Origin of the sequence: Streptomyces sp. NPDC127097, assembly GCF_042724075.1 — a bacterium.
Lineage (GTDB): Bacteria > Actinomycetota > Actinomycetes > Streptomycetales > Streptomycetaceae > Streptomyces.
The window spans coordinates 1-13,610 of the sequence record NZ_JBHXFI010000104.1; the positions used below are offsets into that span (position 1 = coordinate 1).

12 protein-coding genes are annotated in these 13,610 nt (G+C 70.8%); 5 read left to right on the plus strand and 7 right to left on the minus strand.

From position 1 onward, the window contains the following. Nucleotides 1-152 precede the first annotated feature (152 nt). The 4 genes from ACFWJW_RS37100 to ACFWJW_RS37115 all read right to left on the minus strand — a co-directional run bounded on the left by ACFWJW_RS37100 (nt 153) and on the right by ACFWJW_RS37115 (nt 4,505). Complete coding sequence (locus tag ACFWJW_RS37100; RefSeq protein ID WP_235470113.1) at nt 153-1,268, minus strand: GuaB3 family IMP dehydrogenase-related protein; 1,116 nt, start codon at nt 1,266-1,268, stop codon at nt 153-155. Between the two features lie 124 nt (nt 1,269-1,392). Then, nucleotides 1,393-2,895, minus strand: coding sequence for an IMP dehydrogenase (gene guaB / locus ACFWJW_RS37105; protein ID WP_387249671.1), 1,503 nt, complete (start codon nt 2,893-2,895; stop codon nt 1,393-1,395). Nucleotides 2,896-3,034: 139 nt separating this feature from the next. After that, nucleotides 3,035-3,610, minus strand: a complete 576-nt coding sequence (locus tag ACFWJW_RS37110) for a sigma-70 family RNA polymerase sigma factor (RefSeq protein WP_018090849.1) — start codon at nt 3,608-3,610, stop codon at nt 3,035-3,037. A gap of 283 nt (nt 3,611-3,893) precedes the next feature. After that, nucleotides 3,894-4,505: a response regulator transcription factor gene (locus ACFWJW_RS37115; protein ID WP_003948568.1), complete on the minus strand. Its 612-nt coding sequence runs from the start codon at nt 4,503-4,505 to the stop codon at nt 3,894-3,896. 380 nt (nt 4,506-4,885) lie between these two features. Between ACFWJW_RS37115 and ACFWJW_RS37120 the strand changes: the two genes are divergently transcribed. Next, nucleotides 4,886-5,218 (plus strand): WhiB family transcriptional regulator, encoded by a 333-nt coding sequence (locus ACFWJW_RS37120; RefSeq protein WP_042155964.1) that lies wholly within the window; start codon nt 4,886-4,888, stop codon nt 5,216-5,218. A gap of 69 nt (nt 5,219-5,287) precedes the next feature. On the opposite strand, the gene ACFWJW_RS37125 is transcribed toward ACFWJW_RS37120, so the two are convergent. After that, nucleotides 5,288-6,199 (minus strand): LysR family transcriptional regulator, encoded by a 912-nt coding sequence (locus tag ACFWJW_RS37125; RefSeq protein WP_190142749.1) that lies wholly within the window; start codon nt 6,197-6,199, stop codon nt 5,288-5,290. 155 nt (nt 6,200-6,354) lie between these two features. Here ACFWJW_RS37125 and ACFWJW_RS37130 point away from each other — a divergent pair, with 155 nt between their 5' ends. The 3 genes from ACFWJW_RS37130 to ACFWJW_RS37140 all read left to right on the plus strand — a co-directional run bounded on the left by ACFWJW_RS37130 (nt 6,355) and on the right by ACFWJW_RS37140 (nt 9,205). Next, nucleotides 6,355-7,020 carry an MOSC domain-containing protein gene (locus tag ACFWJW_RS37130; protein ID WP_387249679.1) on the plus strand — a complete coding sequence of 222 codons (666 nt, stop codon included), beginning with the start codon at nt 6,355-6,357 and terminating at the stop codon, nt 7,018-7,020. A 134-nt stretch (nt 7,021-7,154) separates the two neighbouring features. After that, nucleotides 7,155-7,928 (plus strand): SDR family NAD(P)-dependent oxidoreductase, encoded by a 774-nt coding sequence (locus ACFWJW_RS37135; protein WP_387249683.1) that lies wholly within the window; start codon nt 7,155-7,157, stop codon nt 7,926-7,928. Between the two features lie 218 nt (nt 7,929-8,146). Next, nucleotides 8,147-9,205 carry a hydroxyacid dehydrogenase gene (locus ACFWJW_RS37140; protein WP_387249685.1) on the plus strand — a complete coding sequence of 353 codons (1,059 nt, stop codon included), beginning with the start codon at nt 8,147-8,149 and terminating at the stop codon, nt 9,203-9,205. Between the two features lie 157 nt (nt 9,206-9,362). Here the strand turns inward: ACFWJW_RS37140 and groL are convergent, their stop codons facing one another. Both groL and groES read right to left on the minus strand, forming a co-directional pair. Continuing rightward, nucleotides 9,363-10,985: a chaperonin GroEL gene (gene groL / locus ACFWJW_RS37145; protein WP_387249689.1), complete on the minus strand. Its 1,623-nt coding sequence runs from the start codon at nt 10,983-10,985 to the stop codon at nt 9,363-9,365. A gap of 135 nt (nt 10,986-11,120) precedes the next feature. After that, nucleotides 11,121-11,429: a co-chaperone GroES gene (groES, locus tag ACFWJW_RS37150; RefSeq protein WP_018090856.1), complete on the minus strand. Its 309-nt coding sequence runs from the start codon at nt 11,427-11,429 to the stop codon at nt 11,121-11,123. A 553-nt stretch (nt 11,430-11,982) separates the two neighbouring features. Between groES and ACFWJW_RS37155 the strand changes: the two genes are divergently transcribed. Next, nucleotides 11,983-13,335, plus strand: a complete 1,353-nt coding sequence (locus tag ACFWJW_RS37155) for an FtsW/RodA/SpoVE family cell cycle protein (RefSeq protein ID WP_387249691.1) — start codon at nt 11,983-11,985, stop codon at nt 13,333-13,335. Nucleotides 13,336-13,610: the final 275 nt, after the last annotated feature.

The window sequence follows — 13,610 nt, forward strand, 5'->3', positions numbered from 1 at the left end:
GTTCGGACGTAAAGCGAAGCAGTCCGAACACCCACCCCGGAGGCCCCGCCACCGGCACCCACCACAAGCCGGGGCCCCACCCCAACACCCCCCTCCCGCCGACAGGCGAAAAAACAGAAAGAGGCACGGCGGGGCACCCGACAACGTGGGAATCAGCGCCGAGGCGCCACCGTCACCTCAACCCGCTGGAATTCCTTCAGCTCGGAGTACCCGGTCGTCGCCATCGCCCTCCGCAGCGCACCGAAGAAGTTCATCGAACCGTCGGGAGTCGTGGACGGCCCGAGCAGCACCTCCTCCGTCGTGCCGACCGCACCAAGGTCCATCCGCTTGCCGCGCGGCACGTCCTCGTGCACCGCCTCCATGCCCCAGTGGTGGCCACGGCCCGGCGCGTCCGTGGCGCGGGCCAGCGGGGAGCCCATCATCACGGCGTCGGCGCCGCAGGCGATCGCCTTCGGGAGGTCACCGGACCAGCCCACCCCGCCGTCGGCGATGACGTGGACATAGCGGCCGCCGGACTCGTCCATGTAGTCGCGGCGCGCGGCGGCGACATCGGCGACCGCGGTCGCCATCGGGACCTGGATGCCGAGGACGTTCCGCGTGGTGTGCGCGGCGCCGCCGCCGAAGCCCACCAGCACACCCGCCGCGCCCGTACGCATCAGGTGCAGCGCCGCGGTGTACGTGGCGCAGCCGCCGACGATGACCGGGACATCCAGCTCGTAGATGAACTGCTTGAGGTTCAGCGGCTCGGCCGCGGAGGAGACGTGCTCGGCCGAGACGGTGGTGCCGCGGATCACGAAGATGTCGACGCCGGCGTCCACGACGGCCTTGGAGAACTGCGCCGTGCGCTGCGGGGAGAGCGCGGCGGCGGTGACGACGCCGGCGTCCCGCACCTCCTTGATGCGCTGCCCGATCAGCTCTTCCTTGATCGGCGCGGCGTAGATCTCCTGGAGCCGCTTGGTGGCCGTGGGGCCGTCCAGCTCCGCGATCTCGGCGAGCAGCGGCTCCGGGTCCTCGTACCGGGTCCAGAGACCCTCCAGGTTGAGGACGCCCAGGCCGCCCAGCTCACCGATGCGGATCGCGGTCTGCGGCGAGACCACCGAGTCCATGGGAGCGGCCAGGAACGGCAGCTCGAAACGGTAGGCGTCGATCTGCCAGGCGATCGAGACCTCCTTCGGGTCGCGGGTGCGGCGACTGGGTACGACGGCGATGTCGTCGAATGCGTATGCCCGGCGGCCGCGCTTGCCGCGCCCGATCTCGATCTCAGTCACGTGTGTGGCCTTTCCTCTACGTCTGCGGTTCCAGTATCCCCGACATGCCGGAGCCCGCGGCCGGGGTACGGCCGCGGGCATCGGTGCTCAGTGCTGTCATCCGGTCGCCGTCGACCGGGGACGCTCAGCGACGAGAGTAGTTGGGCGCCTCGGTGACCATCTGGACGTCGTGCGGGTGGCTCTCCTTGAGACCCGCCGCGGTGATCCGGACGAAGCGGCCCTTCTCCTTGAGCTCGGGGATGTCGGCGGAGCCGACGTAGCCCATGGAGGCGCGCAGACCACCGATCAGCTGGTGGGCGACCGAGGCGAGCGGGCCGCGGTAGGGCACCTGCCCCTCGATGCCCTCGGGGACCAGCTTGTCCTCGGAGAGCACGTTGTCCTGGAAGTAGCGGTCCTTGGAGAAGGAGCGGGCCTGGCCGCGGGACTGCATCGCGCCCAGCGAACCCATGCCGCGGTACGACTTGAACTGCTTGCCGTTGATGAAGACCATCTCGCCGGGCGACTCCTCGCAGCCGGCCAGCAGCGAGCCCAGCATGACCGTGTCCGCACCGGCCGCGATGGCCTTGGCGATGTCACCGGAGAACTGGAGCCCGCCGTCACCGATCAGCGGCACGCCCGCGGCGTTCGCGGCCTGCGCGGCCTCGTAGATCGCGGTGACCTGCGGTACGCCGACACCGGCGACGACGCGGGTGGTGCAGATGGAGCCGGGGCCGACACCGACCTTGATGCCGTCGGCGCCCGCGTCGATCAGCGCCTGGGCGCCGTCGCGGGTGGCGACATTGCCGCCGACGACATCGACGCTGATGTTGGACTTGACCTTGGCGATCATGTCGAGGATGCCGCGGCTGTGGCCGTGCGCGCTGTCGATGACGAGGAAGTCGGCACCGGCCTCGACCAGCGCCTGCGCCCGCTCGTACGCCTCGCCGCCGACGCCCACCGCGGCACCGACGACCAGCCGGCCCTCGGCGTCCTTGGCGGCGTTCGGGTACTTCTCCGCCTTGACGAAGTCCTTGACGGTGATCAGGCCCTTGAGCACACCCGCGTCGTCGACCAGCGGCAGCTTCTCGATCTTGTGGCGGCGCAGCAGCTCGATGGCGTCCTCGCCGGAGATGCCGACCTTGCCGGTGACCAGCGGCATCGGCGTCATGACCTCGCGGACCTGACGGCTGCGGTCCATCTCGAAGGCCATGTCGCGGTTGGTCACGATGCCCAGCAGCTTGCCCGCGGCGTCCGTCACCGGCACCCCGCTGATGCGGAACTTGGCACACAGCGCGTCGGCATCGGCGAGCGAGGCGTCCGGGCGGACCGTGATCGGGTCGGTGACCATGCCGGACTCGGAGCGCTTGACCAGGTCGACCTGGTTGGCCTGGTCCTCGATGGACAGATTGCGGTGGAGCACGCCCGCGCCGCCCTGCCGCGCCATCGCGATGGCCATCCGCGCCTCGGTGACCTTGTCCATCGCCGCGGACAGCAGCGGGATGTTCACCGTGACGTTGCGCGAGACCCGGGACGCGGTGCTCACCGCGTTCGGCAGCACCTCCGACGCACCCGGCAGCAGCAGCACGTCGTCGTATGTCAGCCCGAGCATGGCGAATTTGGCGGGCATACCGTCGACGTTGTCACTCATGACACCTTCCCCAATGCTCTTGCCTCAGCGCGGACTCCCATGCTAACGGCCTAATGGGGTGGCCCATTCCACGAGCGATGAGGGCCTCGTCACTTGTGCTTTTCTACGGTGACATCCGGCCGTGTTCGACCGGGAACCGCTACTGCTCGGCCAGCGCCCGCAGCCTGCTCAGCGCACGGTGCTGGGCCACCCGCACCGCACCGGGAGACATCCCCAGCATCTGTCCGGTCTCCTCGGCCGTCAGCCCGACGGCGACCCGCAGCAGCACCAGCTCACGCTGGTTCTCCGGGAGATTCGCCAGCAGCTTCTTGGCCCACTCGGCGTCGCTGCTCAGCAGCGCCCGCTCCTCGGGGCCGAGGGAGTCGTCCGGCTGCTCGGGCATCTCGTCGGACGGCACGGCCGTGCTGCCCGGATGCCGCATGGCGGCCCGCTGGAGATCGGCGACCTTGTGGCCGGCGATCGCGAAGACGAAGGCTTCGAAAGGCTTGCCGGTGTCGCGGTAGCGCGGCAGCGCGCAGAGCACCGCGACACATACTTCCTGCGCCAGATCCTCGACGAAGTGCCGGGCGTCACCCGGCAGCCGCGACAGCCGGGTACGGCAGTAGCGCAGGGCGAGGGGGTGCACATGGGCCAGAAGATCGTGGGTGGCCCGCTGGTCCCCCTCTACGGCGCGTGCGACGAGATCGCCGATTTCCTGCTTCCCGTCATCGCGCATCGGACCATGGTGCCTTGGCGCCGCGCGATCCGCGGCATCAGGTCCGCACTTGTGCACTGAAGCGTTATGAGCGGCAGGTGCGCCGGCTGATGTCATGTCCTGCGCCCTCCCCTCGTGCCCGACCGGCCCGTCCCCGAGGAACTCCATACTCCCAAGGATGCGGCACCGCGCGGCGAATCGGACCGCCGTCGTACGCCGACGGTCGCGGGGCGCTCTGCCGCCCCGCCCGCCACACGGCGGGCGGGGACCTTCACTCCCCCGCATCGCTGCACGTCACAACGCCTTAGCGGACCAGTCCCCAGCGGAAGCCCAGGGCCACCGCATGCGCCCGGTCCGAGGCGCCGAGTTTCTTGAAGAGGCGCCGGGCGTGGGTCTTGACCGTGTCCTCCGAGAGGAACAGCTCACGGCCGATCTCGGCGTTGGAGCGGCCGTGACTCATGCCCTCCAGCACCTGGATCTCGCGCGCGGTGAGCGTCGGCGCGGCCCCCATCTCGGCGGACCGCAGCCGGCGCGGGGCGAGCCGCCACGTCGGATCCGCGAGCGCCTGGGTCACCGTCGCCCGCAGCTCGGCGCGCGAGGCGTCCTTGTGCAGATAGCCGCGGGCACCGGCGGCGACCGCGAGCGCGACCCCGTCCAGATCCTCGGCCACCGTGAGCATGATGATCCGGGCGCCCGGATCCGCGGACAGCAGCCGGCGCACGGTCTCGACACCGCCGAGACCGGGCATCCGTACGTCCATCAAAATCAGATCCGAACGATCCGCACCCCAGCGGCGGAGGACTTCCTCGCCGTTGGCCGCGGTCGTCACGCGCTCGACGCCGGGCACGGTCGCAACCGCCCGACGGAGCGCCTCTCGGGCAAGCGGGGAGTCGTCGCAGACGAGGACGGATGTCATGACCGCCCTCCGCAGCTGATGCGCGTCACCTTGAGCCTCCAGGCTGGTACGTATCGTCACCTGAGCGATTGACGGCCCTCGGACATTTGCCCGGGGTCTACCTCTGCCAACCGCCTCCGCACTCTCAACGACGGTCACTCGAAAGAGTTACGGCTTCGGCGACCGAGTTCAGCACGCTCCGTGAGGAGCCGGATACGCAGACGACTCAAGGGGCGACCGGCATCCGCGCGTGCACCCTATGCCCTATTTGGCTCTCTTTCTTCCATTTTCGTGGCGACTATGACTAGATTCGCAATGAGTCATATTTACATCTACTTCGACAGTAGATGTACCGTCGTGAGCACCGAGCCCGAATCAGCATCGCTTCGAGGGGACAAGCAATGGCAGATTTCTCCCGCCTCCCGGGCCCGAACGCGGACCTCTGGGACTGGCAGCTGCTGGCCGCCTGCCGTGGCGTGGACAGCTCGCTGTTCTTCCATCCCGAAGGTGAGCGCGGAGCGGCCCGCAGCGCGCGTGAGACATCGGCGAAGGAGGTCTGCATGCGCTGCCCGGTACGGGCCGAGTGCGCGGCGCATGCACTGGCCGTCCGTGAGCCCTACGGGGTGTGGGGCGGACTGACGGAGGACGAGCGCGAGGAACTCATGGGCCGGGCCCGGCACCGGCTGGTCCCCGCCTCTTCCATGACCGGCCACCCGGGCGCCTCCGGCGCCTGACACCCCGGGAGCGGACCGCTCCTGAAGAAACGTTCCTGCACGGCGGCCGGGTCCAAAGGCCCCGTGCCGTCAGCGCCCCGCGGCGTCCACCAGCTTGTCGAGCGTGGCCTCGACGGCGGGGACCTGTGCCAGATCCGGCAGGGTGAGCGCGACGATCTCGCGATGCACGGCAGGCTCCAGACGGACCGCCGTGGCCCCCTTGGGACGCACCGACGCGAGGGTGAGCTCCGGCAGCGCGGCGACTCCCAGACCGGCCCCGACCAGGCCGATGACCGCCGGATAGTCGTCCGTCGCGAAGTCGATCCGCGGGGTGAAGCCCGCGCTCTCACAGACCTCCACGAGATGCCTGCGGCAGCGGGGACAGCCCGCGATCCACGGTTCGTCGGCCAGCTCGGCGAAGCGCGCGACGCCCGCCTTCGCCAGCCGGTGGCCGGCCGGCACCAGCCCGACCAGCCGGTCCGCCAGGATCGGGCGCACCACCAGGTCGTCCCACTCCGCACCGGCCGCCGGGTCCGCGCCGCGCACCTCGGGGTAGCGGAAGGCCAGCGCGATCTCGCAGTCACCGTTGCGCAGCATCTCGATCGAGCGCGGCGGCTCGGCCTCGACCAGCGAGACCCGGGTGCCCGGATGCGCGGCGCGCATCGTCGCCAGGGCCGTCGGCACCAGCGTCGAGCTGCCGGAGGGGAACGACACCAGCCGCACCCGCCCTGCGCGCAGGCCCGCGATGGCGGCGATCTCCTCCTCGGCGGCGGTGAGCCCGGCCAGGATGCCGACGGCGTGCCGGACGAGCGCCTCACCCGCCTGGGTCAGCCGCATCTCGCGGCCCGCGCGGACCAGCAGCGGGGTGCCGGCGGACTGTTCCAGCGCCTTCATCTGCTGGCTGACGGCCGGCTGGGTGCAGCCCAGTTCGCGCGCGGCGGCCGAGAACGAGCCGGTCCTGGCGACGGCGCGCAGCACACGGAGGTGACGGGCCTCGATCATGTTTCGAGCATAAGCGCCGCTTGGATCGATCGGGAAAAATTGCGTCATGGCTTTTGGGGAACACGGCTAGCGTGAGCGATGGCGCGCACGAGCTGGGACGACGTCCACGGAGCCGGTCCCGGAGCGCGTCGCACGACCGAGCAACGGAGCACCGTATGAAGCTGCTGAGCGTGAATCTGGGGCGGCCCACCCCGTCCCGGCACACCGACGCCGAGGGCGGTACGGGCATCGACAAGCGGCCCGTGGACGGCCCGGTGGCGGTGGCCGCCCCCGGACCCAAGGGCGTCGGCGGCAGCGGGCTGGCCGGTGACGCGGTGGTCGACCTGCGCCATCACGGCGGCGACGACCAGGCGGTGTACGCCTATGCCCGGGAGGATCTGGACGACTGGCAGCGGGAGCTGCGCCGCGAGCTGGCCAACGGGGCGTTCGGCGAGAACCTCACCACGTCGGGCGTCGAGGTCACCGGTGCCCTCATCGGCGAGCGCTGGCGGGTGGGTCCGCGGCTGCTGTTGGAGGTGAGCGGTCCGCGGATCCCCTGCCGCACGTTCCAGGGGTGGCTCGGCGAGCGGGGCTGGCTGCGACGGTTCACCCAGGCCGCGGTGCCCGGTGCGTATCTGCGGGTGATCGAGCCGGGCGAGATCCGCGCCGGGGACGCCGTCGAGGTGGCGCACCGGCCGGATCACGAGGTGACGATCGGGATGGTGTTCCGGGCCCTGACGACCCGGCGGGAGCTGCTGCCGCGGCTGCTGGAGGCGGGGGCGGCGCTGCCGGAGGAGGCACGGCGGAAGGCGCGGAAGTACGCGGAGCGGGCGGCGGGTTGAACGGGCCCGCCGGGCGCGGGGCGGTGGGGCCCGGAGCGGGGCGGCGGAGGATCTGCCTCCGGTGGGCCGTGGGGCGGCCGCGCCACCGGGGGTTGGGGCTCGGGCGGCGTGCCCGGGGCGGATAGCGTGCCCGTATGACGACTGCATTGATCACGGGAGCGACGGCGGGCATCGGGGCGGCGTTCGCCCGGCGGCTCGCGAGTGACGGCCACAGCGTGGTGCTGGTGGCCCGCGACGAGAAGCGACTGCGCGAGCAGGCCACCGAGTTGCACGACCGGCACGGCATCGAGGCGGAGGTGCTGAGCGCCGATCTCGCCACCGAGGAGGGCATCGCAGCCGTCGAGGCCCGGCTCTCGGACACCAAGCACCCGGTGGACCTGCTGGTGAACAACGCCGGTTTCGGCAACAAGGGCGAGTACCTCGAGGTCTCGATGGCCGATGAGCTGACGATGCTCAAGGTGCACTGCGAGGCGGTGCTGCGGCTGACCACGGCCGGGGTGCGCGGGATGCGGGACCGGCGGCGCGGCGCGGTGGTCAATGTGGCGTCGGTGGCGGCGTTCGTCCCGCGGGGCACCTACGGCGCGAGCAAGGCGTGGGTCGTGCAGTTCACCCAGGGGGCGGCGCGCGATCTGGCGGGCAGCGGCGTGCGGTTGATGGCGCTGTGCCCGGGGTTCGTACGGACCGAGTTCCACGAGCGGGCCGGGATGGGGACGGAGAACATCCCCGGGTGGATGTGGCTGGACGCGGACAAGCTCGTCGACGCCGCGATGAAGGACCTGACGCGGGGGAAGTCGCTGTCCATTCCGGATCCGCGGTACAAGGCGCTCATGGGCGCGGTGAAGCTGGCGCCCCGTGGCGTGCTGGGGGGACTGACGTCCCGTACCGGCCGTAAATACGGGCCCCGCTGACGCCGGGTCAGCCGGCCCGTTGCCGAGGGCGGCGCCGGGGTGGTGCCATGGCCGTGGCGCGCGGGGCGGGGCGGTGGGGCGCGAGGACGGTGCACCCACGGGTCCGCCCCCCGCGGAACGGCACAGGACGCACAGCGACGCGAACCGGCCGGCGACGCGCGACGCGGGACGAGCGGGGCGCGACGGCGGGCGACCGCGAAGGAGGTCCGTTCAGCACTATGCACCCCACCTCTGACAGTCCCCCGGGACCTGCGGAAACGCCACCGGTCCGGCCCGGCGTACTGCTGTCGATGGGGCCGGGCGTCGCCGGCCGGCTCCTCGGCGCCCGTCACCACACCCGGCTCGCGGCCCTGGCCCGTACGGACCCGCACCTGGTCGCCCACGATCTGGCCGACCCCACCCCCGAGGTCGCCGCCGCCCTCGCCGGCGCCGAGGTGCTGCTCACCTGCTGGGGCGCGCCACCGCTCACCGAACGGGTGCTGGCCGCGGCCCCCCGGCTGCGGGCCGTCGTGCACGCCGCCGGATCGGTCAAGCACCACCTCACCGACGCCTGCTGGGACCGCGGTATCGCCGTCAGTTCGGCCGCCGCCGCCAACGCCCTCCCGGTCGCCGAATTCACCCTCGCCGCGATCCTCTTCGCCAACAAGCGCGTGCTGCACGCCGCCCACCGCTACCGCGGTCTGCGCGCGCCCCACGACTGGCCGGACGAACTCGCCGGGGCCGGCAACTACCGCCGCACCGTCGGCGTCATCGGCGCCTCCCGCATCGGCCGCCGGGTCATCGAGCTGCTGCGCCCGTTCGACCTGCGCGTCCTGCTGTACGACCCGTATGTGGACGCCGCCGAGGCCACCCGGCTCGGCGCGGCCCCGGTGCCGCTCGACGCGCTCTGCGCCGACAGCGACCTCGTCACCGTGCACGCCCCGCAGCTGCCCGCCACCCGCCATCTGCTCGGCGCCCGGCAGCTGGCCCTGATGCCGGACGGCGCGACCCTGATCAACACCGCCCGCGGCTCACTGGTCGACCAGGCGGCCCTGCTCCCCGAACTGGTCACCGGCCGGCTGCACGCGGTCCTCGACGTCACCGAACCCGAACTCCCGCGCCCCGGTTCGCCGTTGTACGACCTGCCGAACGTGCTGCTGACCCCGCATGTGGCGGGCTCGCTGGGCACCGAGCTCCACCGCCTGGCCGACCACGCCCTCGACGAACTCGAACGCTACGGCCGGGGCCGCCCGTTCCTCGCGCCCGTACGGCGGGAGGAGCTGCACCACTCGGCGTGAACCGGGCCCGGCCGGCGGGGAGTCGGCGCCCGGCAGGGCCCCGCCCGCGCGCCGGAAACCCGAAGACCCGGCCCCCGCCAAGCGGGAACCGGGTCTCGGGTGAAGCAGCCCGACGTCAGCCGAGGTGACGGCTCACGTCAGTGCGCGACGACGGGCGTCAGTGCGCGTGGCCGTGACCGTGACCGGCCTCCGGCTCCTCCTCGGCGGGCTTCTCGACGACCAGGGTCTCGGTCGTCAGCAGCAGCGAGGCGATCGACGCGGCGTTCTCCAGGGCGGAGCGGGTGACCTTGACCGGGTCGATGACGCCGGCCTTGACCAGGTCGCCGTACTCGCCGGTGGCGGCGTTGAAGCCGTTGCCCTTGTCCTGCTCGGCGACCTTCGCGGTGATGACGTAGCCCTCGAGGCCGGCGTTCTCCGCGATCCAGCGCAGCGGCTCGACGACGGCGCGGCGGACGACGGCGACACCGGTGGCCTCGTCGCCCTCCTTGCCGAGGGAGCCCTCCAGCACCTTGCCGGCGTGGACCAGCGCGGAGCCACCACCGGAGACGATGCCCTCCTCGACCGCGGCGCGGGTCGCGGAGATGGCGTCCTCCAGACGGTGCTTCTTCTCCTTGAGCTCGACCTCGGTGGCCGCACCCACGCGGATGACGCAGACGCCACCGGCGAGCTTGGCGAGGCGCTCCTGGAGCTTCTCGCGGTCCCAGTCCGAGTCGGTGGTCTCGATCTCGGCCTTGATCTGGGCCACGCGACCGGTGACGTCCTCGGCCTTGCCGCCACCGTCGACGATGGTGGTGTCGTCCTTGGTGACGGTCACCCGGCGGGCGGTGCCGAGCACGTCCAGACCGGCCTGGTCGAGCTTGAGGCCGACCTCCTCGGCGATGACGGTGGCACCGGTGAGGGTGGCCATGTCGCCGAGCATCGCCTTGCGGCGGTCACCGAAGCCGGGGGCCTTGACGGCCACGGCGTTGAAGGTGCCACGGATCTTGTTCACGACCAGGGTCGACAGGGCCTCGCCCTCGACGTCCTCGGCGATGATCAGCAGCGGCTTGGAGGCACCGGCCTGGATGACCTTCTCCAGCAGCGGCAGCAGGTCCTGGATCGAGGAGATCTTGCCCTGGTGGATCAGGATGTACGGGTCCTCGAGGACGGCCTCCATCCGCTCCTGGTCGGTGACCATGTACGGCGAGAGGTAGCCCTTGTCGAAGGCCATGCCCTCGGTGAAGTCCAGCTCCAGACCGAAGGTGTTGGACTCCTCGACGGTGATCACACCGTCCTTGCCGACCTTGTCCATCGCCTCGGCGATGAGCTCGCCGACCTGCTTGTCCTGCGCGGACAGACCGGCCACGGCGGCGATGTCGGACTTGTCGTCGATCGGACGGGCGGTGGAGAGAAGCTCGTCGGAGACGGCCTTGACGGCGGCGTCGATGCCCTTCTTCAGGGCGGCGGGGGAGGCGCCGGCGGCGACGTTGCGCAGACCCTCGCGGACCAGCGCCTGGGCCAGCACGGTGGCGGTGGTGGTGCCGTCACCCGCGATGTCGTTGGTCTTGGTCGCCACCTCCTTGACGAGCTGGGCGCCCAGGTTCTCGTACGGGTCGTCGACCTCGACCTCACGGGCGATGGTGACACCGTCGTTGGTGATGGTCGGCGCGCCGAACTTCTTGTCGATGACGACGTTGCGGCCCTTGGGGCCGATGGTCACCTTGACGGTGTCGGCAAGCTTGTTGACGCCGCGCTCAAGGGCGCGACGGGCGTCCTCGTCGAACTTCAGGATCTTCGCCATGGGTTGCTTCAAGTCCTCTCATTGCGATCCTCGGCCACGACGTGGGGACCGCTGTCGCTCAAACGAACTGCGCCCCTGCCCCGGGTTGATTAGACGCGGGAACCAGGGGCGCAGATCACGGCAAAACTGGGTGACTTACTTCTCGACGATCGCGAGAACGTCGCGAGCCGAGAGAACGAGGTAGTCCTCGTTGTTGTACTTCACCTCGGTGCCGCCGTACTTGCTGTAGAGCACGACGTCGCCGACCTTCACGTCGAGCTCGACGCGCTTGCCGTCCTCGACCCGGCCCGGGCCCACGGCCAGGACGACGCCCTCCTGGGGCTTCTCCTTGGCGGTGTCCGGAATGACCAGGCCCGACGCCGTGGTCTGCTCGGCGTCGAGCGGCTGGACCACGATGCGGTCCTCAAGCGGCTTGATGGCAACCTTGGAGCTGGTGGTCGTCACGATCCGACCTCCCCCTTCGGAGATCTCACGGGGTTAACTGTCTGAGGTGGCGACCAGGTGGATCCGTCGTCGCGGGTGCCGGACCTGCCCGTCGCTGTGTCTGGCACTCCCCACTGGAGAGTGCCAACGCCGAGACTATGACGCGGTTAGCACTCGGTCAAGCGGAGTGCCAGCGCGGCGGGGAGCTCTTCCCGCGACGCCGGTTGACCAGCCGTACGCGGCCCCGCTTTCCCGGCCGTACGTAGCCCCGCTTTCCCGGCCGTACGCGGCCCCGTTTCCCCGGCTCGCCCGCCTTCGGCGATCATGGTCATCTACAGCGGGGGCGGGGCGGGTGACGAGGCAGGCAGCTTCCCGCCAAATCGGACATGCCTTCCCCTTCCCTCGCAACCACGCCCTCGGCTGCCTCGTCTACTTCCTCGATTGCCTGGCCGACGAACCGGGCCCGCACCCGGCCGGCCGGCGGCCTCGACGAGATGGCGGAGGAATAGCCGTGCGTGCACCGACCAGAGTTCCCCGGAAGGCCCGGGTGCCGGAGAGGGATGTCGAGCGCACCATGACGTTCGCCGCGCTCGCCCAGGCCCCGGACCGTCGGAGAACCGAGGCCCGGCTGCTCGCCCTCGTCGTCCTGATCACGGTCTTCGGCTACACCTACACCGGCCTGTCGATGAACGGCCGGCTCCCCGCCGGACTGGCCCTCTTCACCGTCAGCATGCTGTTCATGACGCTGGTCCCGCATCTGGTCCTGCGCCGCTACGCGCCCCGCGCCGATCCGCTGATCCTGCCGCTGGCCACCCTGCTGACCGGGATCGGCCTGGTGCTGCTGCACCGCCTGGACCTCACCTACGCCCAGACGCCCCGGCTCAAGACGGCCCAGGCGGCCAACGGCCAGCTGCTGTGGACGGTGATCGGGGTGGTGGTCTGCCTCGCCATCCTGCTGGTGCTGCGCGATCACCGCATCCTCCAGCGCTACATCTATCTGACGATGGTGATCGCGCTGGTGCTGCTGATGGCCCCGGCCTTCTTCGGCGCCGATATGTACGGCGCCAAGCGCTGGATCCTGCTGGGGCCGCTGTCGTTGCAGCCCGGTGAGTTCGTGAAGATCATGATCTCGGTGTTCTTCGCGGGCTATCTCACCGTCAACCGCGACGCCCTGGCACTGGCCGGCCGCCGCGTCATGGGCATCCAGCTCCCCCCGGGACGGCAGCTCGCGCCGATCTTCACGATCTGGGCGGTCAGCCTGCTGGTGCTGATCTTCGAACGGGACCTGGGCACCTCGCTGATCTTCTTCGGCGTCTTCGTGATCATGCTCTACATGGCCACCGACCGCACCAGTTGGGTGGTCTGCGGCCTGCTGATGGCCACGGCCGGCGCGGCCGTGGTCGGCTCCCTCGAACCACATGTCCACGGCCGGGTCACCGCCTGGCTCGACCCGATGCGCGCGTTCACCAAGGCGGGTCAGGCGGAGCACATGTCCGACCAGCTCGCCCAGGCCCTGTTCAGCTTCGGCAGCGGCGGCATCAGCGGCAGCGGCCTCGGCCAGGGCCACCCCGAGCAGATCGGCTTCGCCGGCAACAGCGACTTCATCCTCACCACCGTCGGCGAGGAGCTGGGCCTGGCCGGAGTGATGGCCGTGATCATGCTCTACGTACTCCTGGCCCAGCGCGGCCTCCGGGTCGGCCTGAGCGCCCGCGACCCCTTCGGCAAACTCCTCGCGGTCGGCCTCTCCGGCGCGCTCCTCCTCCAGGTCTTCGTCGTCGCCGGCGGCGTCACCGGCCTCATCCCCCTCACGGGCAAGGCCCTCCCCTTCCTCGCCAAGGGGGGCTCCTCGTTGGTCGCCAATTGGGTCATGGTGGCCTTGCTGTTGCGGATCAGCGACCGTGCGCAACGCCGGCGTGAGCCGGCTTAAATACTTCCCACGTTTTCGCTGCGCTTTGCTGCGGCCGACGTTTGTGGCTTCCCCGCCGTTGCGCCTGCGGCGGGCGGTGCCGCTGCGCGGGGCTGTCGGCTGCGGTGACGGGCCTCCGCGGGTGGGGGTTGGCCTAGGTGGTCCGGTGCGGCCCGTAGGGCCCGGTTATGGCTTACGGCGGCCAGCCCCCACCCACCCGCACTCACTCCCCCAACGGGAGGGGACGGGCCGGAGGGGCCGGTGTGTGGGACGTAAAGCGAAGCAGTCCCACACAC